The 21,496-nt window shown below is 35.9% G+C and carries 19 protein-coding genes; 11 read left to right on the forward strand and 8 right to left on the reverse strand.

Translation table 11 applies throughout. The features are described 5' to 3' along the window. Positions 1 to 18 precede the first annotated feature (18 nt). From FHR29_RS02035 to FHR29_RS02055, 5 genes are all read right to left on the reverse strand, one after another. Positions 19 to 978: a metallophosphoesterase gene (locus FHR29_RS02035; protein WP_132772690.1), complete on the reverse strand. Its 960-nt coding sequence runs from the start codon at positions 976 to 978 to the stop codon at positions 19 to 21. Further along, positions 953 to 1,717: a 5'-nucleotidase C-terminal domain-containing protein gene (locus tag FHR29_RS02040; RefSeq protein ID WP_243655493.1), complete on the reverse strand. Its 765-nt coding sequence runs from the start codon at positions 1,715 to 1,717 to the stop codon at positions 953 to 955. The genes FHR29_RS02035 and FHR29_RS02040 overlap by 26 nt, the downstream gene beginning before the upstream one ends. 91 nt (positions 1,718 to 1,808) lie before the next feature. Next, on the reverse strand, positions 1,809 to 2,876 hold the full coding sequence (locus FHR29_RS02045) for an EamA family transporter (RefSeq protein ID WP_132772692.1): 1,068 nt from the start codon (positions 2,874 to 2,876) through the stop codon (positions 1,809 to 1,811). Between the two features lie 20 nt (positions 2,877 to 2,896). Beyond that, the gene (locus tag FHR29_RS02050) at positions 2,897 to 3,370 is read right to left on the reverse strand and encodes an Lrp/AsnC family transcriptional regulator (protein WP_021189230.1); all 474 of its coding nucleotides are present in this window, start codon (positions 3,368 to 3,370) and stop codon (positions 2,897 to 2,899) included. A gap of 207 nt (positions 3,371 to 3,577) precedes the next feature. After that, positions 3,578 to 4,096 carry an aromatic acid exporter family protein gene (locus FHR29_RS02055; RefSeq protein ID WP_132772694.1) on the reverse strand — a complete coding sequence of 173 codons (519 nt, stop codon included), beginning with the start codon at positions 4,094 to 4,096 and terminating at the stop codon, positions 3,578 to 3,580. Positions 4,097 to 4,258: 162 nt separating this feature from the next. On the opposite strand from FHR29_RS02055, the gene FHR29_RS02060 reads away from it, so the two are divergent. Beyond that, on the forward strand, positions 4,259 to 7,177 hold the full coding sequence (locus FHR29_RS02060; RefSeq protein WP_168127465.1) for an FAD-binding and (Fe-S)-binding domain-containing protein: 2,919 nt from the start codon (positions 4,259 to 4,261) through the stop codon (positions 7,175 to 7,177). 86 nt (positions 7,178 to 7,263) lie between these two features. Continuing rightward, positions 7,264 to 7,899: a hypothetical protein gene (locus FHR29_RS02065; protein WP_132844744.1), complete on the forward strand. Its 636-nt coding sequence runs from the start codon at positions 7,264 to 7,266 to the stop codon at positions 7,897 to 7,899. Positions 7,900 to 7,956: 57 nt separating this feature from the next. Here the strand turns inward: FHR29_RS02065 and FHR29_RS02070 are convergent, their stop codons facing one another. Both FHR29_RS02070 and FHR29_RS02075 read right to left on the reverse strand, forming a co-directional pair. Further along, positions 7,957 to 10,548 (reverse strand): DUF5686 and carboxypeptidase-like regulatory domain-containing protein, encoded by a 2,592-nt coding sequence (locus FHR29_RS02070; RefSeq protein WP_168127466.1) that lies wholly within the window; start codon positions 10,546 to 10,548, stop codon positions 7,957 to 7,959. Positions 10,549 to 10,861: 313 nt separating this feature from the next. Further along, on the reverse strand, positions 10,862 to 12,556 hold the full coding sequence (locus tag FHR29_RS02075) for an RluA family pseudouridine synthase (RefSeq protein ID WP_260291586.1): 1,695 nt from the start codon (positions 12,554 to 12,556) through the stop codon (positions 10,862 to 10,864). A 156-nt stretch (positions 12,557 to 12,712) separates the two neighbouring features. Between FHR29_RS02075 and FHR29_RS02080 the strand changes: the two genes are divergently transcribed. The 3 genes from FHR29_RS02080 to FHR29_RS02090 all read left to right on the forward strand — a co-directional run bounded on the left by FHR29_RS02080 (position 12,713) and on the right by FHR29_RS02090 (position 14,862). Further along, on the forward strand, positions 12,713 to 13,183 hold the full coding sequence (locus FHR29_RS02080) for a Dps family protein (RefSeq protein ID WP_132772702.1): 471 nt from the start codon (positions 12,713 to 12,715) through the stop codon (positions 13,181 to 13,183). A 74-nt stretch (positions 13,184 to 13,257) separates the two neighbouring features. Then, a complete protein-coding gene (locus FHR29_RS02085) occupies positions 13,258 to 14,064 on the forward strand; it encodes a hypothetical protein (protein WP_132844740.1) in 807 nt (268 codons plus the stop codon). A gap of 6 nt (positions 14,065 to 14,070) precedes the next feature. Continuing rightward, positions 14,071 to 14,862 carry a zinc-dependent peptidase gene (locus tag FHR29_RS02090; RefSeq protein WP_168127468.1) on the forward strand — a complete coding sequence of 264 codons (792 nt, stop codon included), beginning with the start codon at positions 14,071 to 14,073 and terminating at the stop codon, positions 14,860 to 14,862. A 143-nt stretch (positions 14,863 to 15,005) separates the two neighbouring features. Here the strand turns inward: FHR29_RS02090 and FHR29_RS02095 are convergent, their stop codons facing one another. Continuing rightward, positions 15,006 to 16,781, reverse strand: coding sequence for an ABC transporter ATP-binding protein (locus FHR29_RS02095; RefSeq protein ID WP_132772705.1), 1,776 nt, complete (start codon positions 16,779 to 16,781; stop codon positions 15,006 to 15,008). Between the two features lie 172 nt (positions 16,782 to 16,953). Here FHR29_RS02095 and FHR29_RS02100 point away from each other — a divergent pair, with 172 nt between their 5' ends. The 6 genes from FHR29_RS02100 to coaE all read left to right on the forward strand — a co-directional run bounded on the left by FHR29_RS02100 (position 16,954) and on the right by coaE (position 21,496). Next, positions 16,954 to 18,027, forward strand: a complete 1,074-nt coding sequence (locus tag FHR29_RS02100) for a Glu/Leu/Phe/Val dehydrogenase (protein WP_031287814.1) — start codon at positions 16,954 to 16,956, stop codon at positions 18,025 to 18,027. 56 nt (positions 18,028 to 18,083) lie between these two features. After that, on the forward strand, positions 18,084 to 19,031 hold the full coding sequence (gene nusB, locus FHR29_RS02105; protein WP_021189220.1) for a transcription antitermination factor NusB: 948 nt from the start codon (positions 18,084 to 18,086) through the stop codon (positions 19,029 to 19,031). Positions 19,032 to 19,041: 10 nt separating this feature from the next. Then, positions 19,042 to 19,509, forward strand: coding sequence for a DUF1573 domain-containing protein (locus tag FHR29_RS02110; protein WP_021189219.1), 468 nt, complete (start codon positions 19,042 to 19,044; stop codon positions 19,507 to 19,509). Between the two features lie 21 nt (positions 19,510 to 19,530). Continuing rightward, positions 19,531 to 19,842 carry a preprotein translocase subunit YajC gene (gene yajC, locus FHR29_RS02115; protein WP_021189218.1) on the forward strand — a complete coding sequence of 104 codons (312 nt, stop codon included), beginning with the start codon at positions 19,531 to 19,533 and terminating at the stop codon, positions 19,840 to 19,842. Positions 19,843 to 19,962: 120 nt separating this feature from the next. Continuing rightward, entirely contained in the window at positions 19,963 to 20,913 is a 951-nt protein-coding gene (locus FHR29_RS02120) for a hypothetical protein (RefSeq protein ID WP_132772709.1), read from the forward strand. 1 nt (position 20,914) lies between these two features. After that, positions 20,915 to 21,496 (forward strand): dephospho-CoA kinase, encoded by a 582-nt coding sequence (coaE, locus tag FHR29_RS02125; RefSeq protein WP_031287811.1) that lies wholly within the window; start codon positions 20,915 to 20,917, stop codon positions 21,494 to 21,496.

Consider the following 21,496-nt stretch of genomic DNA (forward strand, 5'->3'; position numbering starts at 1 on the left):
TAGATAAAAATGTTATTTTTAAACTAATTGGGATGCTTCGATAGAATTGTTAATTTCATAAGTTGAGGCTAACATATTCTTTTTACCTGTCGAAGGTTCAAAAATAATATCAACTCTTCCTAAGTTTATTCCTGCAAAACCCACTTGGTTAACGGCTGTCTTTGTTCCCTTTAAGTTCGTTACAAAAGTAGGTTCTTTCAAAAAGGTATGCGTATGTCCACCAATGATTAAATCGATATCACTAGTCTTGGAAGCTAATACGAGGTCGGATACCTTCTCACTTTCGTATTGATACCCTAAATGAGATAGACAAATGACAAGGTCACATTTATGCTTTTCCTTTAATTCTTTGACCACGCGGTTTGCAATAAGAATTGGATCCAGGTATTTCATGCCTTTGAAATTATTCGGATCAACCAGCCCTTCAATATCTACCCCTAAACCAAAAACACCAATCTTCACTCCACCTTTTTTGAAGATGGTATAATCTTGTGTTTTTCCTTCCAGCACTGTTCCTGTGAAGTCATAGTTTGCCGTTAAAAAAGGAAATTTGGCGTGATCCAGATATTTGATAAGCCCATTTAACCCATTGTCAAATTCGTGATTACCAAATGTACCCGCATCATATCCCAATTTGGTCATTAAGTCAAGCTCTAATTTCCCTCCAAACAGATTAAAATAGGGAGTACCTTGGAACATATCGCCTGCGTCCAACAAAAGAACATGATCTTCCTCAGCCCTTACTTTTTTGATAAGTGTACTTCTGCGTGCAACTCCTGCCAATCCTTGATATCTACCGCCATCCATAGGAAAGGGTTCAATTCTGCTGTGAACATCATTGGTATGTAGAATGGTTAATTTTATTTTTTTTGAACCTGCAAATGATGAGAATGGTAACGTACCAAGGGTTACTGCTGCAGAAAGGCCTGCGGCAGTCTTTATAAAGCCTCTTCTATTTAATGATTTTAACTCTTCCATCTAATTGCATATTAATTTTTTGACCATTTTTTGTAAAGCTGGAAATAAAGTCCATCAAGCTTTCCCTTACTTTTTGAGGATAATCAGTTCTTTTAAGCGCATGTGTAAATAAATCTAAATTGTCTCCTCCATTCGCTAGGTAATCATAGGTGACTACTTTATAGGTTTTATTTTTGTCTATATCTTTTCCCTGTACCTGAATATTTATTGGCTTTTTATCTTGGATAGATAAGGTAATTCCTGAAACAGGTTGCCCCCCTGTTGCCGCTATAAAGTTGGCGAGTTGTTCAATTTGTTCACCGCTCAGCTCCATCACTGTAAGCTGATTTTCAAATGGCATAACCTCAAAAACACTCTCTACAGTAATATCTCCCGCTTTTATTTCATTGCGAATACCGCCCTTTGTTGCAAAAGCGATATCAGCCTTGTTGTTGATTTTTTCACTGGCAACCAATAGCGCTTGTGTAAAGAAATTTCCCATTAAAGTTTCAGGAGTCTTTTCTTTAGTCAATGCAACTTCCGAGAAGCCGATTACCCGGTTCATCTCTGCCTGCATTTGCTTTTTATAGGGACTATAAATAGCTACGATCGCGGTATCCTCAACGGTGCTTTTATTGATCTCGTATTGCTTAAAGTCCTTTTGGACAGGACTTAATTTTTTGCTGCAAGATGTGCTAAGTAAAATAGCTAAAAACCCGAAGGTTACATATTGAAGTTGATGTATAGTAAGTTTCATCATGTAATAAGTGTTTTCGGTACAAATGTAGATAATAAAAGCCTAACATTTTTGTTAAGCTTTTATTATCAATATGCAAAAGAAGGCGCTTTTTCTAATTGGCAACCTCTGTTTTTTTAATGTCTTTTCTGACCACAGCATCTCTTTGATTTCTCAATCGTATTGATTTCCGACGATCTGCAATGGTCGTTTTTGTGATTTTTGCAACCATTTTATTATTCTTATATAATTTCCAGTTCATCAGCAATACGGAAACCAATATAATAACTAGGCCTATTACTTGTATGTATGTCACGGCATGGCTACTGAAAAAGTAACTTAATACCAATGCTACAATAGGATTAACATAGGCATATGTACTTACTTCCGTAGCAGGTCTTACTGATAGCAACCAGATGTAAGAACTGAATGCTAAAATAGATCCAAAAACAATTAAGTACGATATATTAAACCAGTCGATAGGCGTTACCTGTTGAAAACTAAAATGAGCAAATTCACCATTTAAGCTGGCAACAATTGTAAATAATACACCTGCTGTAATCATCTGCCATGCAGTCTTTACGGAGACATGTAAATCTTCCGTCTCTTCTTGCTGGCTTTTCTTCTGGTATTTGGAATATAATGAACCTGCAGTCCAGGCGATAGATCCAAGCACCATAATCACTAAAGCAATAACGGTTATTTCTTTATTTGCAGAAGATTTGCTTGCGATGATTTGCTCTACAAAGAGTAAAACAACACCAGCAAAACCTAAAATCAAACCAGCGATGGTAGATTTACTGCTGAAATTTTCTTTCCATTTTGGTTTATCAAGAATAACAAACCAAATCGCCGCTGCTGCCGCAATAATCGCCGCAACACCACCTGAAACATATTGCTCTGCCCAGATAAGACCACCCATATCAATAAATAAGAGTAAAAATCCGACAACAATAGAATCGCGGATTGCTCTCTTGTTGAATATTTTATAACCCTTCAATACACAGTACCCCATCAGCAAAATACTTGCAGTAATAAACCTAAAAGATCCTAAAATGAATGGCGGGAAACTGTGTAGCGCTTTTTCAATAAAGAAAAAAGTCGACCCCCATACAATGTATACGACAGCATACGCGAGTACGATCATTAAAGGGCTTGCTTGTTGTACTTTATTATTTAACATCTCTCTATTCCTTTCCTAAATTATTCCGGTATAACTAATTGTTGTTCTTCTTTCACTGTTTGCAAAACAATTGTGGTTCTTGTTGAAATTATTCCTTCAATTTTTCCCAAAGTGTTACGCATCAAATCGACTAACGCAGTAGAATCAGCCGTCCGAACTTTGATTAGGTAACCATCATCTCCAGCAATATCATGCACTTCCTGCACTTCGGGTATCTCTGCTAGAAGAATACCGACTTTCTGTTCTCCAATTATATCGTTCGCTTTGATAAATATAAACGATAGTAATTTCTGATCAATTGCCGCTGGATTTATCTTGGCGTTGTATTGTAGGATTACATTTTTTTGCTCTAATTTTTTAACACGTTCTAAAATCGCAGAAGGAGCCATACTAAGCTCTCTTGCTATATCAGCATTATTGATTCGAGCATTATCCTGCATTAAACGCAAGATTTTGAAATCTACATGATCTAAATTATATTCTACTTTTGTCATATCGAATGCAAAGGTAGTGATATTTCGAATAATATTCAAATTATTTAGTTAAATTCAGAATATAATTCTATTTGCGAGGTTATTTTTTTTAGAACAAATAGTCTTTTCACTAGCCTGAGTACTAGTTTTTTTTATTTAATAATCTGATTATTAGGGCATTTGTGTTCTTTTGAATTATCTTTGGTATTTTAGGTGTCTCATCGAATATTATTCGCTAAAGGTTTCCATCGAGTATTTTTCACGTAATATTTTAATGATATAACTGGTGCTAAGAGTGACAATCAATCCTATGAGACAACCAATAGTGACACAGGCAAAACGATCGAGTGCGGCAACATATGACTTTAATTGATGTTCATGAACCACGACAATGATCATGGCTACCATTGCTGTACGGGCCACACTTAGGATATTGAATAACCTGCATATAGCGACGGATGTGATGACACCCAAAAGCATAGACCACATCTGAGGAAGATTGGTAAAATAAAACAGTATACCCGTCGCCGAACCAATAAAATTAGACTTAGTTCTATCAAAAGCAATTTTTGTTGCTTCATTATCATCCGGAGAAATCACTAAAACAATAGAAATTAAAGCCCATATTGCTGAATATTCAGGAAAGCTGATATATAAAAAGTAACCAATAGAAAAACCGATCAAAATACGAATCAGATAGATGATGAAGTCGGAGTGAAGGCTATATCGCATGAGGGTTTTACGCATCTTAAAATATTTTACTGCAAAAGTACATCTTATTTGCAGCATCAAAAAATCATATACATGCGTTTTTATGCATGTTTAATATTGTTTTTTCATTTTCTTGCATTATCAATTCTTTTCATTATTTAAAATAGTTAGATTTGTTGATACAAATTATACCATACTGTGAAGGAAAATATTTCTTTAGATCAATTATCGCAATCTTTAACGGGGGACTTGTATTATGATGATTCTGCTTATCACCATACCATCCGTCTTGCCTATTCCACTGATGCATCCGTGTACCAAGAACTACCTTTAGCTGTAGCGATTCCCAGAAATAGTGGAGATATCAAAATTTTAATACAGTTTGCATCTGCAAACGGCATTACGATTATTCCGAGGACAGCAGGTACATCCTTAGCTGGTCAGGTTGTTGGAAATGGTATCGTTATGGATATCTCGAAGTATTTTAATAAGATACTTGAATTAAATGTCGAAGAACAATGGGTGCGTGTGCAACCTGGTGTTATTCGTGATGATCTCAATCATTACCTCAAACCATTTGGCTTCATGTTTGGTCCAGAAACCTCAACAGCAAGTCGTGCGATGATTGGTGGAATGATCGGTAATAATTCCTCCGGATTACATTCCATTGTATGGGGCGATACCCGTCAAAATTTATTAACAGCGAATGTCATATTAGATGATCAGTCTGAGGTCGTATTTGAAGCGTTGGACGAAGCATCTTATTTCAAGAAATTAATACAAAAAGATAGGGAAGGTGCAATTTACCGCGAATTGAATGCGATGTTGACAGTGGAAGAAAATATGCAGGCAATAGCATCGGGATATCCCAAACGGTCGATAACAAGACGAAATACAGGATATGCACTGGATATGGTATCAGATAAAACTGCTCCTTTCAATATGTGCCGTCTATTAGCTGGTTCTGAAGGAACCCTAGCGATCGTTACAGAGGCCAAGTTGCAATTATTACCATTACCGCCTAAAGAATTAGGTCTCCTATGTATCCACTTTGACGATATGATTGCGTGTATGGAAGGTAATGTGATTGCTTTGTCACATAATCCCGAAGCCTCGGAACTTGTCGATAAGTATATCATGGATTTTACTGTCGGGCACCCCACTTATCAATATAATCGTTTTTTTATAGAAGGTGATCCCAAAGCTTTGCTTATAGTGGAGTTCAGAGGAAATACGCCAGATGAAGTGGAAGCAAAGGCGATGGCATTGAAGGCCGCGTTGATTCAAAAGCATTTGGGTTATGCTTATCCATATATAACAGGTGAGCAGACCAATTTGGTTTGGGATGTACGGAAGGCGGGTTTAGGGTTAATCCGTAATTTACCCGGAGATAGTCAGCCGGTTAATTTGATTGAGGATTGTGCGGTTTCTCCGGAAGATTTACCTGCATATGTAGCAGATATTCAAAATTTATTGATTGCAGAGGGAGTTCACGCATCTTATTACGCGCATGCTGGAGCAGGAGAACTCCATATTGAGCCTTTTGTTAATTTAAAAACAGAATCGGGGGTAAAAACTTTTCGCTCGATCTTAGAAAAGACAACAGATTTAGTTTTAAAATACAATGGATCTTTAAGTGGTGAGCATGGTGATGGTCGTCTGAGAGGTGAGTTTATTGAGAAAGTTTTAGGAGGAAAAGTCTTTAAACTCATTGAGCAGGTTAAAGAAATATTTGATCCTAAAGGCGTATTTAATGCCAATAAGATTGTAAATACACCACCAATGGACACCCATCTCCGTTATGATAATAATAAAAATACAACACAGATAAAGACCTATTTCGATTTTTCGAAAGAGGAAAGTATCCTACGTCTGGCCGAGAAGTGTTCCGGATCAGGTGACTGCCGAAAAACAGAAATTACCGGTGGAACGATGTGCCCCTCTTTTATGGCTACACGCGATGAAAAGGATACGACACGCGCTCGTGCCAATATGTTGCGTCAATTTTTGACAAATTCAACAAAAGAGAACCGGTTTGACCATGAAGAATTAAAAGAAGTGATGGACTTATGTTTATCATGTAAAGGTTGCAAAACTGAATGCCCTTCTAGTGTTGATGTAGCTAAGATGAAAGCCGAGTTTTTACAACATTATTACGATGAGCATGGTGTGCCCTTCCGGTCGCGAGTGATTGCAAATTTCACAGAATCTCAAAAATTAGGATCACTGGTAGCGCCCTTATACAACTTTGTTGTCAAAAATGACTTTTTAGCGGGCCTTGTAAAAAGAACCATAGGTTTTGCCCCTAAGAGATCACTGCCGTTGGTAGCTGGTACTACATTGTCACAATGGGTGAGAAAGCAGAAATACAAGACAGATGCAAAGCGGCGTGTATACTTATTCGCAGATGAATTTACAGAATATAACGATGCCGAAATAGGTATTACAGCATATAAATTACTAACTGCTTTAGGCTATGAAGTGATTATTCCAAAACATATTGAGAGTGGCCGAACTTATCTTTCAAAAGGTCTGGTTAAAGAAGCGAAGAAGATCGCTAATAAAAATATTACTTTTTTGAAAGATCTAATAACAGAGGAGACCCCCTTATTAGGAATAGAACCATCGGGTATCATTACCTTTAGAGATGAATATCTTTCTTTGGTAGATTCGGATCTCTATGAAGATGCAAGTAGAGTAGCTAAAAATGCATTGATGTTTGATGAGTTTTTACTGAAAGAGATTGAAGCTGGCCGTATTCAAAAAGAGCAGTTCAGTACGCGTGAGAAAACAATTAAGTTGCATGGACATTGCTATCAAAAAGCATTTCATTTAGTAGAAACAACAGAGAAAGTCTTGTCATTTCCTCAAAACTACCAAGTAGAGGTGATTCCATCAGGCTGTTGTGGTATGGCGGGATCATTTGGTTATGAAAAAGAACACTACGACATCTCGATGAAAGTAGCAGAATTGGTTTTGTTGCCTACTGTCCGAAATACGGATTCTTCTACATGGATTGCTGCGGCAGGTACATCTTGCCGGCACCAGATTAAAGATGGAGCGGCAAGACATTCTTACCACCCTGTAGAAATCTTATATGATGCTTTAATTAAGTAAAACAATCAATCTATTTTATTTGTTTATCAGTAAAAATCGTTAGTTTTAGTAAACGATTTTACTGATAAACATAATTACTGAAAAAGATGAGAAAAATAAATCAAATTGCTGTTCTATCTGCGTTAGCTTTTGCGACAGCATGTGGCAACACTACCCAAAACCAACAAGGTGGCGATAAATCAAAAAAAAGTAACATTCCTATTGAGGAATTGACCATTGATGGACCTGTCACTAATAATAAACATCTTTTCTTACGTATTGTTGATGATGTAAAAACGGATTCTAGTTACATCTATACGGCTAAAAGTACCTTCAAAGGAGATACTGTTGGATTGAAAGTAGAAGTCGTAAATCTTATCCCTGCCGGAATTATTGATGATGTCGCTAATGAAGATGTTGGTTTTACAAAAGGTAAAATTAAAATTTCTTCTTTAGGTGCAGAGAGTGATGCTTTTATAAAAGCATTGGGTAAAATATATGAAGTACCAGCTTCTGGCCCTTTCGCAAGTGCAACATTGATACCGACAGTTTTCTCTTCAAATAAAGTAAATGCTGATCTTGATAAAACAGCAACTTATAGCTTTAAATTATTTTTAGAGCAAAAGTCAGGGGAACCGGCTGAAATGTTTTTCAACATTGATACGTATAAAAAATCTTTAGAATTTAAAGAGAAAGATCCTAAATTCCGCGCTCCGTTTATTTCCGCACTGGAAGGTAAATAAGCTTTAAAATCATATTATAAAAAAAAGGCTTTCTATTATTAGAAAGCCTTTTTTATGTTAGAAATCAAATTTTATTCTAGCCCTTATGCCCGATTTAGGAGCACCTGGGTGATCAAGATAATTTAATCTCCGGACATAATCTACGCGAAGTATTTTGAAAATATTGGACAATCCAACACTAGCCTCCATGTATGGATCCGATCCAAAGGTGTACGAAGATTGTATATTGTCAGCATTTTTCTGAAAGTCAAATACTTTGTCAGAATGATCTGGGTTGTTCTCATCTCGAAGCCCACCGTATACAGCTTTAAAACTAAATACTTCACGAAGTTTTAGCTTTTTAATACCAGGAATTTTGTTTAACAAGAAACCATTCATGTAGTATTGGATGTTAGCGGATGCATGGTGGTCACTGACAAATTCCAAGAAGTTCATCAAATTGTAAGAATTAAGCTGATATGCATAAGTCTGATTCGCACGGTGTATCGTTAAGAAAGGAAATGGAATTCCTTTACCAGCAATATAAGTACCTGCGACATCAATATCTGCATAGCCGAACTGGCTCAGGTAAAATCTTTTGAATGCTCCTACGTTAAAGTTGTGATAACTATATTCGCCTTTGAATACATCTTTAAGTCCAGCCGTGTAGTTAAAGTTAAAAATAGGGTATTCATTAAATATAGGAGTACGATAAAGCTTTCCTTGATAAAACTGTTCATTCGGAGCGTAGCGAATATTTACTGATAACTCCGTTGAATTGATTTCGTTGAACACTTTAGTTTGACCATTATCATCTATGATCTGATACCTTAAAGATCCTGCTGGCGATTGTTTTGTTGCATTAAATCCCAATCCAATACTTAAGCGATTTTCAAATTCTTTTCTATAATCAACGCGATAAACATCATTATAGATGTAATTTTCATTATCACCTCTTTTGAAGGATAGCAAAAAGTTATCTTCTTGTATAAATTCTAAAGCTTGACCAGGAATCTTGGTGTCACGTTGGAACGATGCCCGGATGTAGTGTTGTGGAAATGAATAAACAGACTTATTGTTGAAAGCATAAGTTCCGCTTAAAAAGTATTTCCATTTTTCATCTTTAAATCCATATGCTGCATACGATTCAGCATAAAACCTTTTACTGAATGATTCTGTAGTTCTACCACCAACACGTAGTCTAAATCCTTCGACAGGGTTAAAGCTATAAAAAGTATTTACCGGACCAATTTCAACAGGACCAGCCTGTTTATATCCCGATAATACCAAAGCTGCAATATCCATAAAGGTTTTAAAAGAAGGAATCTGTTGCAGGGTGTCGATATTATGATAAATATTCAGCTCATTTTTCGTTAAAGGAATTTGACGTTGCGTATCAAAAAGTTTTCGAGTACCCTTTCCATCTGCTATATTGTAAGCAATTACCGTTTCAGGACCACTATAAATACTATCCGGTTGAACAACGCCAGTTTTATAATTTTTATAGTTGACAGTTCTATTACCACGAATACCTGTTCCTTTATCTGTTAAAGAAAAATCAATACCAAGTGTACTTTGACTTAAATAGAATCTTTTACTCTCATCCTGATCAAATTTTAGTTCAATATTCATGTCCCTTACAAAGTTCAAATTGATATCATCAGCGACAGTCATATTAGCACCTTGTACAGCATAGTTACCATCCAGTGTAATATATAACTGGCCTTTGAAAAGCATGTCCGCTTTATTGCGTGGAAAAAAACTAAGTTCAACTAACCACGGTTGCTGTGTTTTTATCGTATCTGTGATAAAAAACTTGTAAAATGTGGGAGCCGAGTTGGCGATTGGACTTAAAAATTGATTCGTTACCAGCGTGATATTGTTATCGTAAATATCTACTGTCTCATAAAGTTTATTGAAATATGCACTTAAACCATCATTATCAATAAATTTGGGATCAAATTGCGCACGTTGCTCTCCTATGATATATTGTTTTGTTTTTTTAGGGTCCTTACGAAAATATACTTTTGAAAGTTTCTCTTCCATAAAAGCAGGCAATAGATATTTATTTGCAGTTTTAGCCGAATCATCTACTTCAAAAAGAAATTGGTAATTTTTGAATATTTTCTTGTTTACAAATTTCTCTGACAAATTACTCAGTCCTAAAGAGATCTTTTCATATTGGTCATACTGCGCGAATTGTTGCCCTGTTAATCTATTTTTACTTTTATTTTCGATTACTTTACGGATCAAAGCGACAGCAGGATTATCTTTGTTTGTATACTTTCTCTTTTTTGCTCTGACTACAACCTCGTCAAGGGTATTGTCCTGAGATTCCATCAATACCTCGATCTGTTGCGTCTCGTCATTCGTAACAAATACATCTTTATAATCATACCCAACACTTGATACACGGATTTTCACATAATTCTTTGGAAATTTTAAGGTGAACCGTCCAGACTCTTCAGTCGAAGTAGCATTGCCGGGGGCTGCAGGTGCTCCAACAACAGCAACTGTCGCGTAGCCAATCGGTTGTTTCGTCTTGCTGTCCTTAACGATACCCTGTACTGTTTTTAATTGGCCTAATGCTGCAGTAATACTTACTAACATGACTGATGCCAGTAAAAATAGTGTTTTTGCAATTGTACTGCTACTACGTTGGTATTCCATAATTTTACATTAATTATATCACAAATTACCGATACGTGTTATAACACCATCTTAATTTCTGACTTTTTAACTTAAAAGTTCTAATAAGTTGTATGCAAAAGAAATAAAAAATTAAGAATTAATAAAACATTTACAATTTTTTAACTTCACTATTTTTATTAATCGACTATTAACTTGTTGAATAGCAGTACATTTGTTTTAATGTCAGAATAAACTGACTATAATTTTACTTCTTTATGATGAAATTCGACCTAAATACAACCAATCTCGTTGACTATTGTAACAAAAAGGTCAGCGAAGTTGTTTTGATTTTTTAAAAATTTGGTTCCGACGCAAAATGAATGCGCTCTTTTGTAGTAGGGTGGTTAAACTCAATATAAGCAGCATGCAAGTGTAATCGATCGGATTTTTGACCATAAAGATCGTCTCCAACAATAGGACAGTTCATTCCTTTAGGATGAGCAGAATGAAGGCGAAGTTGATGTGTTCTTCCTGTCAATGGAAAGTATCGCACTTTGGTTTTACCGTTTATAATTTCGATTTTTTCCCATTTAGTAACTGCTTTCTTTCCATGTTCATAACAGACTAACTGTCGAGGTCTATCGTCAAGATCAACCCGTAGAGGTAGTGATATAATTCCAGAATCGGTATCGATAATGCCATCAAGTAAAGCAATATATTCCTTGACGATGGTATGGTTGATAAATTGACTCTGAATAAATTTGTGAGCTTCTTTAGTTTTGGCTATCACAAGAATTCCGGATGTAGACATATCTAACCGATGAACAATTAAAGGCCCTGCATCGGGATATTTTTTAAGCATGCGTGTATAGACCGAATCTTTAACATGTATTCCAGGTACGGATAGGAATTCTTCAGGCTTATCTATAATGACCAGGGTTTCATCTTCGTAAATAATCGGGAGTTCAATGCTTTCATCAGGGCTTTCGAGCATCGGATTTTTATCAACCTGTAATCCCTCAAGCATAAAGCCGAGAATAGGTTCACATTTATTACGACATGCAGGGTAGTAGCTTTGGTGTCTTCGTACTTCAGCCGAAGGCGATTGTCCCCACCAAAATTCGGCAAGTGCAATTGGCTTGTAATCATTTAAATAAGCATATTGCAATAGTTTTGGTGCGGCACATTCACCAGATCCAGCAGGTGGTTGCAAATTGTATGCTTTAAAAATGTCAATGACATTTTTAGTTTCCCCTTTCGCATTTTTAAAATTGTATTGTGCAAATAATTGATTTTGCAACTGTGCAGAACGTTTTTTACGCTCTTCCTTTAAATCTGCTATTATATTGAGGTGATCATTTAGTGGTTTTTCAGCGATGGAAATATCATGGTGATATTGTTTTTGGAAAACACTCAGTTCAAACTTATCTCTTAAACTCTGTTTGATCAGATCTTCTTCAAGCAGTTGATATGATGCAGCTGATAGGGTTAATTTTGATTTGTCTCGAAGTTGTTTACGTTCTTTCTTTTGAATTTTCAGATTTTCTTTAAAGTTGGCCAATTGCTGATCCAGCCTCACTTTAGTATCATCGAGCTTTTCTTTCAGTTGCGTACCTGTTTCACTCTGCTCTAATGCTGTAATTTGCTTATTAAGGTTATTGAGGTGTTCCTCTTCTAACAGAAAAAAAGAATTTTCCGTTAACATATCAAAAACCGGAGGTACAAAATAGCGATGATCATTTTTGCCAGCCAGTTTACCGGAGAAACCAGCTAGAAATCCAATATGACCATCTTGATCTTGGACAATTAATACACCGAACATTTTACCAATGGCCTGTCCATCCATTTTTTCGTTTAAACCAAAATTATGAACCCATTCCGTTTGAGTAAGAATATATTCTTGAACAGATGCGCAGGCTTGTTTTGCCAGTTCATGTGGTTCATAACAGAAGGGGAAAGTAAAATGTGTAGGTAAAAGTATTTCCTTGATTTCCTCATTAAATTCGTGAAAGTATAGATCACCGTTCAAACAATTCCCCTTCATCATTGTTGTTTTCATTATGCGTACAAAAGTACAAAAATGATGTTATTTTTATGACAATATTATTTCTTAATTAATGGGCTTTACGGCCTCATTTTATTAATATTGTATATCAAGTAACGGTGATTTTAATAATTTAAATAAATTGTAAAATAATTCATTATGAAAGCAAAAATTGGTATTAAAGAAGCAGACTTGGCAAAGGTAGCCGCTATTTTGAATAATGTGTTAGCGGATGAAAGTATTGTGTATCAAAAAACAAGAAATGCACATTGGAATGTTGAAGGTCCAGATTTTCATGCCGCGCATTTATTTTTGGAATCGCAGTATAATGAATTGGCAGAAATTATTGATGAAGTCGCAGAACGTATCCGTCAAATCGGACATTATGCAGTAGGTTCATACGCCAAATATCTAGAATTGACCCATCTTACAGAGACGAAGTACGAACATACAGATAGTAAAGGGTTTTTCAAGGAATTACTGTCAGATCATGAATCTGTTATTATGAATATTAGAGGAAATTTGGATGCAGTTGAAAAAGCTGGAGATCAGGCGACTGAAGATTTTCTTGTTGGTTTACTAGCGCAGCATGAAAAGATGGCTTGGATGTTACGTGCTCATGTAGCATAACTTTTATAACAATCTTTTCAATAAAAAAGCAGTACCCTCGGTACTGCTTTTTTATTGAAAGTACTAAAAACTGCATGATAATTGTAAAGGGCATTACATCACTGCAAATTTATTTTTCCATTAGTATGCGCTATTATTTTGTTTTAATTATCTTTTCGCTTCTGTTTTTCTCATGTGCCGAATCCCTTATGGTACAATCGACTGGAGTTTTACAAAATGCATCGCGGACACATCACTTAAAAAATGGTGAACGTGAGCTGATTTACATTCCCATGCGGCATTTAGGTAAACGTAATTATTACGATTATATTCAGCGAATGGTTGACTCATTACAAAATCAAGGGTTTGTTGTATTTTATGAAAGTATTGCCTACCAAGTGGATAGTGCCCAACAAAGAGATGTATATGATCGCAAGTTTCGAAAATTAGTAGGACACGTAATAGGTAGTACCAAAGTCTATGAAAAAACTTCCGATACAACAAAAGTATTAATGGCTCCACTTTATAAAAATCTCGGAAGTAGAATCATCCAACAGCCCCAATATTCGTTTTTTAAAGTTGATTATAATACAGCAGTTATTGCAGATATTCCCAAAAATGAACTTTTGGACGAATTTGAATACAGCTATGGTGATATTATTCTTGATTCATGTGACTGGAAAACTCCTTTAAATGAGCCTTATACTTGTAAACCTATAAAAGCAAAGTTTAGAAATATTTTCGACCGGGAATTTATAATGAAAAAAAGAGAACAAAATTTAGCAGCTTTGGTGGCGGATGCTTCACAAAAGAAAATTCTAATTATGTTTGGGGCCGCGCATTACAAAGGCTTTCTCAAATATTTGAAAGAGCGTAACCCGGATTGGATAAATGTAAAATAAGAAAATATGGAGAAATTGTTTATTGTTATTTTGGTACCCGCTGTTATATATCTGGTGTATTACCTTTTAAATAAAACGGAGAAAAATAGCAAAGCCATCAGGCGTGTTCTGAGTAAAGAGGGAAAAGATATTCTTTTGAAAGAAGTACAGTACTATCGAAATTTGAACGAAGCTGATAAAATTGAATTTGAAAAGCGCTGCTTACATTTTTTAGATCATGTATCTGTAGAAGGAATTGGTGTTGAGGTTTCTTTAAAAGATTATATGTTAGTAGCGGCAAGTGCTATAATACCTGTTTTCGCTTTTAAAAATTGGAAATATACAAATTTAACAACTGTACTGCTTTATCCCAATACTTTTAATCAAGATTACCAGTTCGAAGGCAGTCAGGGGCGCAATATTTTAGGAATGGTAGGCGAGGGGTCCATGAACGGTCAGATGATTTTATCAAAAGAGGCTCTTGAAGCTGGTTTCTCAAATACAAAGGACGGCCAAAACACGGCCATTCATGAGTTTGTCCACCTGTTGGATAAAACGGATGGTGAAGTCGATGGATTGCCGCAGTTTTTGATAGATCATACGTATAGTCTAGCCTGGTTAGAAATGATTCGTAAAGAAATTTTAAAAATTCAAGAAGGTAAATCTGATATCAATCCGTATGGCATTACAAATCGGGCGGAGTTTTTTGCCGTTGCTTCCGAATACTTTTTTGAGAACCCAGAACGGCTTAAAAATCATCATCCAGAGCTTTACAAAGCATTAAGTATGGCATTTCAGCAAGACCTGAGTCCTGCTTAATCATGTTACCTGATTGTTGTTAGGGGACTACTATTCAATATGTATGGTTATCTCTTAAGTAAAGAATAGACTTGAAACAAAAAAGCTCTTCCATATGATGAAGAGCTTTTTTTATTGTTTTATTAAGCGTTCTTTATTAAAACCTATATCGCTTCTAAAAGTTGTTTTTCATGTAGTTCAAAATATTGTCCTTTTAAGTTCATAAGTTCATCATGAGAACCTTCTTCCGCAATTCTTCCCTGATCCAACACAATGATTTTATCGGCATTTTTGATTGTCGATACACGATGCGCGATAAACACACATGTCTTTCCTTTCATAATACGGCTTAGGGAAGTCAATATCTGTTCTTCCGTTTTGGTATCTACGGCAGACAGACAGTCATCAAAAATCAAGATCTTAGGTTCTTTAATTAAAGCCCGCGCGATCGAGACACGTTGCTTTTGTCCTCCAGAAAGCGTGATTCCACGTTCCCCAACCGAAGTTTCAAAACCTTGATCAAATCCCATTATATTTTCATAGACTGCGGCATCTTTCGCTGCCTGCTCGACTTGTTCCTGTGTAAAGTGGTCTAGACCAAATGCGATATTGTTACTGATCGTATCTGAAAATAGAAAAACCTCCTGAGGCACAAAGCCTGTTTGTTGCCTTAGATCTTGAAAATCTAGTTTTGTGATAGCAGTGTCGTCATATTTGATGGCCCCCTTGTCGATATCAAACATACGAAGCAGTAAATTCGCTAAAGTCGATTTACCCGATCCCGTTTTACCAATGATCGCCAGTGTTTTCCCTGCAGGAATATGAAACGATAAATCCTTGATCGCTTGAATCCCCGTTTCAGGATAGGTGAATGAAATGTTTTCAACCTTCAGATCTCCTGTAAGTACTTTTTTAATTTCGCCGTTAATAATAGGAGACTCGGTATTTAAAAATTCGTTAATCCGTTTTTGCGATGCTGAGGCGCGCTGTACCAGTGAAGTTACCCAAGCTAAAGACATAGCAGGGAAAGTCAATTGGTTGACATAAATGATAAACTCAGCAATATTTCCCGCAGTGATAGTACCTTTTGCAACTTCCAAACCACCCACATAAATGGTTATTATGGTGCTTAAACCAATTAATAATAGAATTAGCGGAAAGAAAACTGCCTGTACTTTGACAAGTGATAAAGCCGTATTCCGATAGATGGTACTCTCTTCTTCAAAAGAATCCATTTTATATTTTTCTCTGTTGTATGTTTTAATGACTCTGATACCTGCAAAGTTTTCTTGAACAAAAGACGCTAAACGTGCCAGTTGCTTTTGAATTTTCTCACTTCTTTTATTAATGATCTTATTTACAAACAAAATAACAGCAGAAAGAATAGGGATAGGGATAAGTGCATATGTCGCTAGACGGGCATTAACATCATACATAGCATAAATCACCATGATCGATAAGACAACGGTATTGATGGCATACATAATAGCAGGGCCGAGGTAATTTCTGACCTGGTTGACATCTTCCGTAGCCCTACTCATAAGATCTCCCGTGTTATTTCTTCTAAAAAAAGCAAAATCTAGTTTTTGATAATGTCTGTAGATTTCATTTTTTAAATCATACTCAATATGGCGAGATGTCAGAATGATTGTCTGGCGCATCATAAACAAGAAAATACCACGAAGCAGAGAAAGTAATAAAACTACCCCACCGAAAAATAACAAACTAGATCCAAAAACTTTATAGATCAATTCTTGTCTTTCAAATCCGTGGTAGAGTTTATATAAATAGATATTCTCTTGTACCAGATCAAAAGCTTCTCGAATTACTTTTGCAGGAAGGATACCGAAATAATTGGAAATTATAACAAAAATTACCCCAGGAACAAGCTTCCAGCGATATTTGTAAAAATATTTATTTAAATAAGCTAACTCTTTCATATGATAATACAAATGTAAAACTTATTCGGCATTTAATTTTCTATTTTACGAACTTATACTGTCACAAACAGTTCATAAGTTTTGTATTTATTTTGAAAGAAAAATTTAGTGTGAAATATATTTTCTACTTTTGTTCCCAAATTACCATAAATAAAACTTGAAGCAGAATTTTATGTCAGCATCTCAAACTCCAATTTTCGAATTATTGGGACAATTTGGTCACCAGAATTTGTTTTTTTGTAATGATGAAGTAGTTGGTTTGAAAGCAATAGTTGCGATTCATGACACTACATTAGGTCCAGCAATAGGCGGTGTCCGCATGTTGCCATATTCCAGTACAGAAGAAGCTATCGAAGATGCTCTTCGCCTTTCTAGAGCAATAACTTACAAATCAGCAATCACGGGCCTTAATCTAGGTGGTGGTAGTGCCGTGATCATCGGTAATCATCGTATAGATAAATCTGAGGTTTTGCTGAGACGCTTAGGACAATTTATTGAGGGCCTAAATGGTAATTTCATCGCTTCGATCGATGTAGGTATCGGTCAACGCGATTTGGAACATATTTTTACAGAAACTTCACATGTGGCAGGCTTGCCTAAAGCGATCAATGGCGGGGGTGATACTTCAGTCTTTGCGGCACAAGGCGTACTCTATGGTATTAAAGCTTCCTTAAAAGAACTATACGGTTCAGACAGTTTAGCGGGACGTAAAGTTATCGTGCATGGTATAGGAAGTGTTGGTGAGCGTTTGATCGAAATGTTACGTGATGAAAATTCGCGCGTATATGTAAGTGATATTACGGAAGACCGGATGTTGAAAACAGCAGCAAAATACAAAGTTGAAACCATTGCTTTCGATAAAGTTTTTGATTTTGACTGTGATGTTTATGCACCTTGTGCATTAGGGGGGACTGTTAATCCTGAAACTGCCGCAAAAATGCAATGTAAAATTATTGCTGGTGCAGCAAATAACCAATTGAAGGATGAATTGGTTACGAGCAACATCCTGCATGAAAGAGGTATTTTATATGCACCGGACTATTTAATTAATGCAGGAGCATTGGTTAGTTGTTATTCCGAAATACAGGGCTATGGCGCTGATCATACCGAGTTTGTCATTAAAAATATATACAACGCAACACGCGAAGTATTACAAAAATCAAAACAAGAAAATATTTCTTCGTTCCAAGCTGCTAATCAAATCGCAGAAAAACGTATCTTTGACATTCGAAAACTCAAAAGATAGAGAAAACAAACAAACAAAACAATCGTTCTTACATACAAATCGTTCTTTAAAATACTATGTTAAATAGAAGACACCTAAGGGTCAAAGTAGTGCAGACGCTTTATGCGTACAGTTTATCTGAAGATAAAGATATCAAAGCCTTTGAAAAGGCATTATTGCAAAATGTGGATGAAGTGTACGAAATGTACATTTGGACTTTAAATCTCCTGGATGAAGTGGCCGATTATGCATTGATAGATGCAGAAGGTCGTGCAAATAAGTTTTTGCCAACAGAAAAAGATTTATCGCACAACACCAAACTAAGTAGCAATACTTTTATCGAGTCTTTAAGACAAAATCCGCAGTACGCAGAAGGAGTAAAGAAATACGGTGTTTCTTGGAACTTTGATCCTGAAATCGTTCGTACAGTATTCGCTCAATTGAAGCATTCTGAAGATTATGCATATTATATGCAGTCATCAGATCGTTCGATTGCAGTGGAAAAAGATATTATTAAGTTTATCTTCAAAAAAATTATTTTAAAGTCCCCTGTAATTGAACAGGTTTTTGAAGAGAAGTTTATCAACTGGACGGTCGATAAGGAAGTTTTACAAGCATTAATTGCCAAAACATTTAAAAACTTCAGTTCAGAAGAACCGAGACAAAATAAACTGGCAGAGCTTACGCAGAACTGGTACGATGATAAAGATTTCATCTTAAATCTGATTGCAAAAACAATCCGATATACAAATGAATATCAAAAAATGATTACCGAGAAAACAAAAAATTGGGAATCAGATCGTATTGCATTAATCGATACTTTATTAATGCGCATGGCTATTTGCGAATTGGTGAATTTCCCTTCTATTCCGGTAAAGGTTACAATTAATGAGTATATTGAAATCTCAAAAGTATTCAGTACACTGAAGAGTAATACCTTTATTAATGGTATTTTAGATAAAATTTTAAGTGATTTAAATCAAGATGGCCGTATTCAAAAACAAGGTCGTGGATTGAATAATTAAAAATATTGATATGAAAAAAATGAACTATTCACTGCTTTTAGCATTCGGTATCTGGACTTTAAGTTCATGTGGTACCAGTAACAAGAGCGAAAATACAAGTTCAGATTCCGTAAATGCAACAGCAGATACATCTGTAAATACAGAAGCTGCAGCTGGTGCAATCGGTACTATCGAATTTGCAGAGCCTGCATTTGACTTTGGACAGATCAAAGAGGGAGCTGAGGTTACACATACTTTTACGCTGAAAAATACAGGAAATGCACCTTTAATTATTTCAGAAGTTAGAGCTTCTTGTGGATGTACACAACCTGAGTTTTCAAAAAGTCCAGTTCTTCCAGGTAAGACCTCAGATATAAAGGTCACTTTCAAAAGTGAGGGTCAGGTGGGTAAACAGCAGAAAATTATTACCATACACTCTAATGCTTCAAATGGGTTGACGACAGTTCAGCTGAAAGGTGAAGTATTGGCAGCTAAATAATAAAATATAACAAAGATACATATGAACACAGTTTTTTTACAGGCAGCGGGCTCAGGAAGTAGTTTAATGAGCTTCTTACCGATGATTCTTATCGTGGTTGTTTTTTATTTCTTTATGATTAGACCTCAGATGAAGAAACAAAAAGATCATAAGAAATACATTGAAGAATTAGGTGTTAATTCTCAAATTGTAACAAATGCGGGTATTCATGGTCGTATTGTTGAAGTTTCAGAAACAACGTTTTTAGTTGATGTAGGTTCTGGTGTTAAAATTCGTTTTGACAAATCAGCAGTAGCTTTAGATGCTTCTAAGGCATTGAATGCAAAAGCATAACACAACAGAAATTCCAGAAGGCCGATCTTACTAAAATAAGATCGGCCTTCTTATTTAATCACATTCAAATTGCCCTATATTTCATCAGGATATGAAATACAAAATGTTTAAGTTTGTAGTATGGCAAATATTATTCGTATCAGTAAATCACAAAAAAGGAAATTAATCACATTCACGCGGTGTGTTCTTATTTCTTTATTTGCCTGGCTGTTATTTTCCATCTCAAATGAATATGTTATTACTGTTAAGGCAGGAATTGAATATGTAAATTTGCCAGAAAAGCGTGCTTTTCATCCGCAGCAATCGGATACTGTCAATATTAAGTTAAAGATGACCGGCTGGCAGGTGTTGTTTTCAAAAGTAAAATCGCAAATTCCGACGGTGCATGTTGATATCAGCGGTTTAAAAAATAAAAATTGGATCGTTTTCTCCAATCAGATCGGTTTCATTAATCGTCAGTTCCCACATGAACAGCTTGTGGTTTCCGTAAGTCCTGATACCCTTTATTTTGATTTTTCAAAACAGACACAGCGTAAAGTGCCTGTAAAAGCAATGGCAGATATTCAATTTAGAAAGCAATATGGTTTTATAGGGGAGACGCTCGTCAATCCAAAATATGTGACAATTTCTGGTCCTTATGAGGATGTGGCGAACATTGAATATTGGGAAACAGATACAATCAGAGGAAAAGATGTATCAACAGATTTAAGAACAGTAGCCTATCTTAATAAGAATCAAAGGGCGAACATCAATGTGTATCCAACTTCAGTTGAAGTACTGATGCCAGTAGGCGAATTGACGGAGAAAATTATAGAACTACCCTTAAAGGTTGAAAATAACACACATTTTAAGTCGGTAAGAACGATGCCTAGTAAGGTTGCAATTACGGTTCTAATGTCTGTAAAAGATTATAATAATTATACTGCCCGGGATTTTGAAGCAGTTGTTGATATCAACGATTGGGAAGAAGCAAAAGTCAAATATTTACCAGTTATTTTGACTAAAGTTCCTGATTTTTGTTCTGTTCTGAGAATAGAACCTCAGAATGTTGATTTTTTTGTACGGAAGTAATATGGGAATAAAAGTAGGAATAGCTGGCGGTATCGGTTCAGGAAAAACAATCATATGCCATGTTTTTAAGGTTTTAGGTATTCCCGTTTACAATGCGGATTTAGAAGCAAAATTGATCATGAATAAGAGTGATCAAGTGCGATTGGCAGTGATGCAGGAATTCGGTGATGAAGCCTACAGTAATGGCGTGTTAAACCGAGCGTTTCTCGCAGCTCAGGTTTTTAACGATGCTGCTAAGCTTGCGCAATTAAATCGCATCGTTCATCCGGCAGTCATTCAGGCAGCGGAGGATTGGGCTGATGCACAGACAGCTCCATATTCGTTAAAAGAAGCATCTATTTTGTTTGAAAGCGGCTCTTATAAAAAAGTTGATTACAGTATTTTGGTTACAGCTCCGATAGAAATACGCATTGCTAGAGTAATGGAGCGCGATCAGGTTACTAGAGAGCAAGTCCTTGCGCGGATGAATAATCAGATGTCTGACGAAGAAAAGACCAAATTAGCGGATTTTGTCATTATCAATGACGGCATTACCCCAATAATTCCACAAGTGATGGCATTGCACCATCAATTTCAGAAATAA

It is taken from the genome of Sphingobacterium sp. JUb56, assembly GCF_014191365.1.
Lineage (GTDB): Bacteria > Bacteroidota > Bacteroidia > Sphingobacteriales > Sphingobacteriaceae > Sphingobacterium > Sphingobacterium anhuiense.

Excerpts from the sequence above, each read along its gene's own strand:
- FHR29_RS02095 (WP_132772705.1), bottom strand. The coding sequence starts at position 16,781 with ATGAAAGAGTTAGCTTATTTAAATAAATATTTTTACAAATATCGCTGG.
- FHR29_RS02045 (WP_132772692.1), bottom strand. The coding sequence starts at position 2,876 with ATGTTAAATAATAAAGTACAACAAGCAAGCCCTTTAATGATCGTACTC.
- FHR29_RS02070 (WP_168127466.1), bottom strand. The coding sequence starts at position 10,548 with ATGGAATACCAACGTAGTAGCAGTACAATTGCAAAAACACTATTTTTA.
- FHR29_RS02120 (WP_132772709.1), top strand. The coding sequence starts at position 19,963 with ATGGCAAATATTATTCGTATCAGTAAATCACAAAAAAGGAAATTAATC.
- coaE (WP_031287811.1), top strand. The coding sequence starts at position 20,915 with ATGGGAATAAAAGTAGGAATAGCTGGCGGTATCGGTTCAGGAAAAACA.
- FHR29_RS02100 (WP_031287814.1), top strand. The coding sequence starts at position 16,954 with ATGTCAGCATCTCAAACTCCAATTTTCGAATTATTGGGACAATTTGGT.
- FHR29_RS02085 (WP_132844740.1), top strand. The coding sequence starts at position 13,258 with ATGATAATTGTAAAGGGCATTACATCACTGCAAATTTATTTTTCCATT.
- nusB (WP_021189220.1), top strand. The coding sequence starts at position 18,084 with ATGTTAAATAGAAGACACCTAAGGGTCAAAGTAGTGCAGACGCTTTAT.
- FHR29_RS02050 (WP_021189230.1), bottom strand. The coding sequence starts at position 3,370 with ATGACAAAAGTAGAATATAATTTAGATCATGTAGATTTCAAAATCTTG.
- FHR29_RS02035 (WP_132772690.1), bottom strand. The coding sequence starts at position 978 with ATGGAAGAGTTAAAATCATTAAATAGAAGAGGCTTTATAAAGACTGCC.
- FHR29_RS02065 (WP_132844744.1), top strand. The coding sequence starts at position 7,264 with ATGAGAAAAATAAATCAAATTGCTGTTCTATCTGCGTTAGCTTTTGCG.
- FHR29_RS02055 (WP_132772694.1), bottom strand. The coding sequence starts at position 4,096 with ATGCGTAAAACCCTCATGCGATATAGCCTTCACTCCGACTTCATCATC.
- yajC (WP_021189218.1), top strand. The coding sequence starts at position 19,531 with ATGAACACAGTTTTTTTACAGGCAGCGGGCTCAGGAAGTAGTTTAATG.
- FHR29_RS02080 (WP_132772702.1), top strand. The coding sequence starts at position 12,713 with ATGAAAGCAAAAATTGGTATTAAAGAAGCAGACTTGGCAAAGGTAGCC.
- FHR29_RS02110 (WP_021189219.1), top strand. The coding sequence starts at position 19,042 with ATGAAAAAAATGAACTATTCACTGCTTTTAGCATTCGGTATCTGGACT.
- FHR29_RS02090 (WP_168127468.1), top strand. The coding sequence starts at position 14,071 with ATGGAGAAATTGTTTATTGTTATTTTGGTACCCGCTGTTATATATCTG.
- FHR29_RS02040 (WP_243655493.1), bottom strand. The coding sequence starts at position 1,717 with ATGATGAAACTTACTATACATCAACTTCAATATGTAACCTTCGGGTTT.
- FHR29_RS02075 (WP_260291586.1), bottom strand. The coding sequence starts at position 12,556 with ATGATGAAGGGGAATTGTTTGAACGGTGATCTATACTTTCACGAATTT.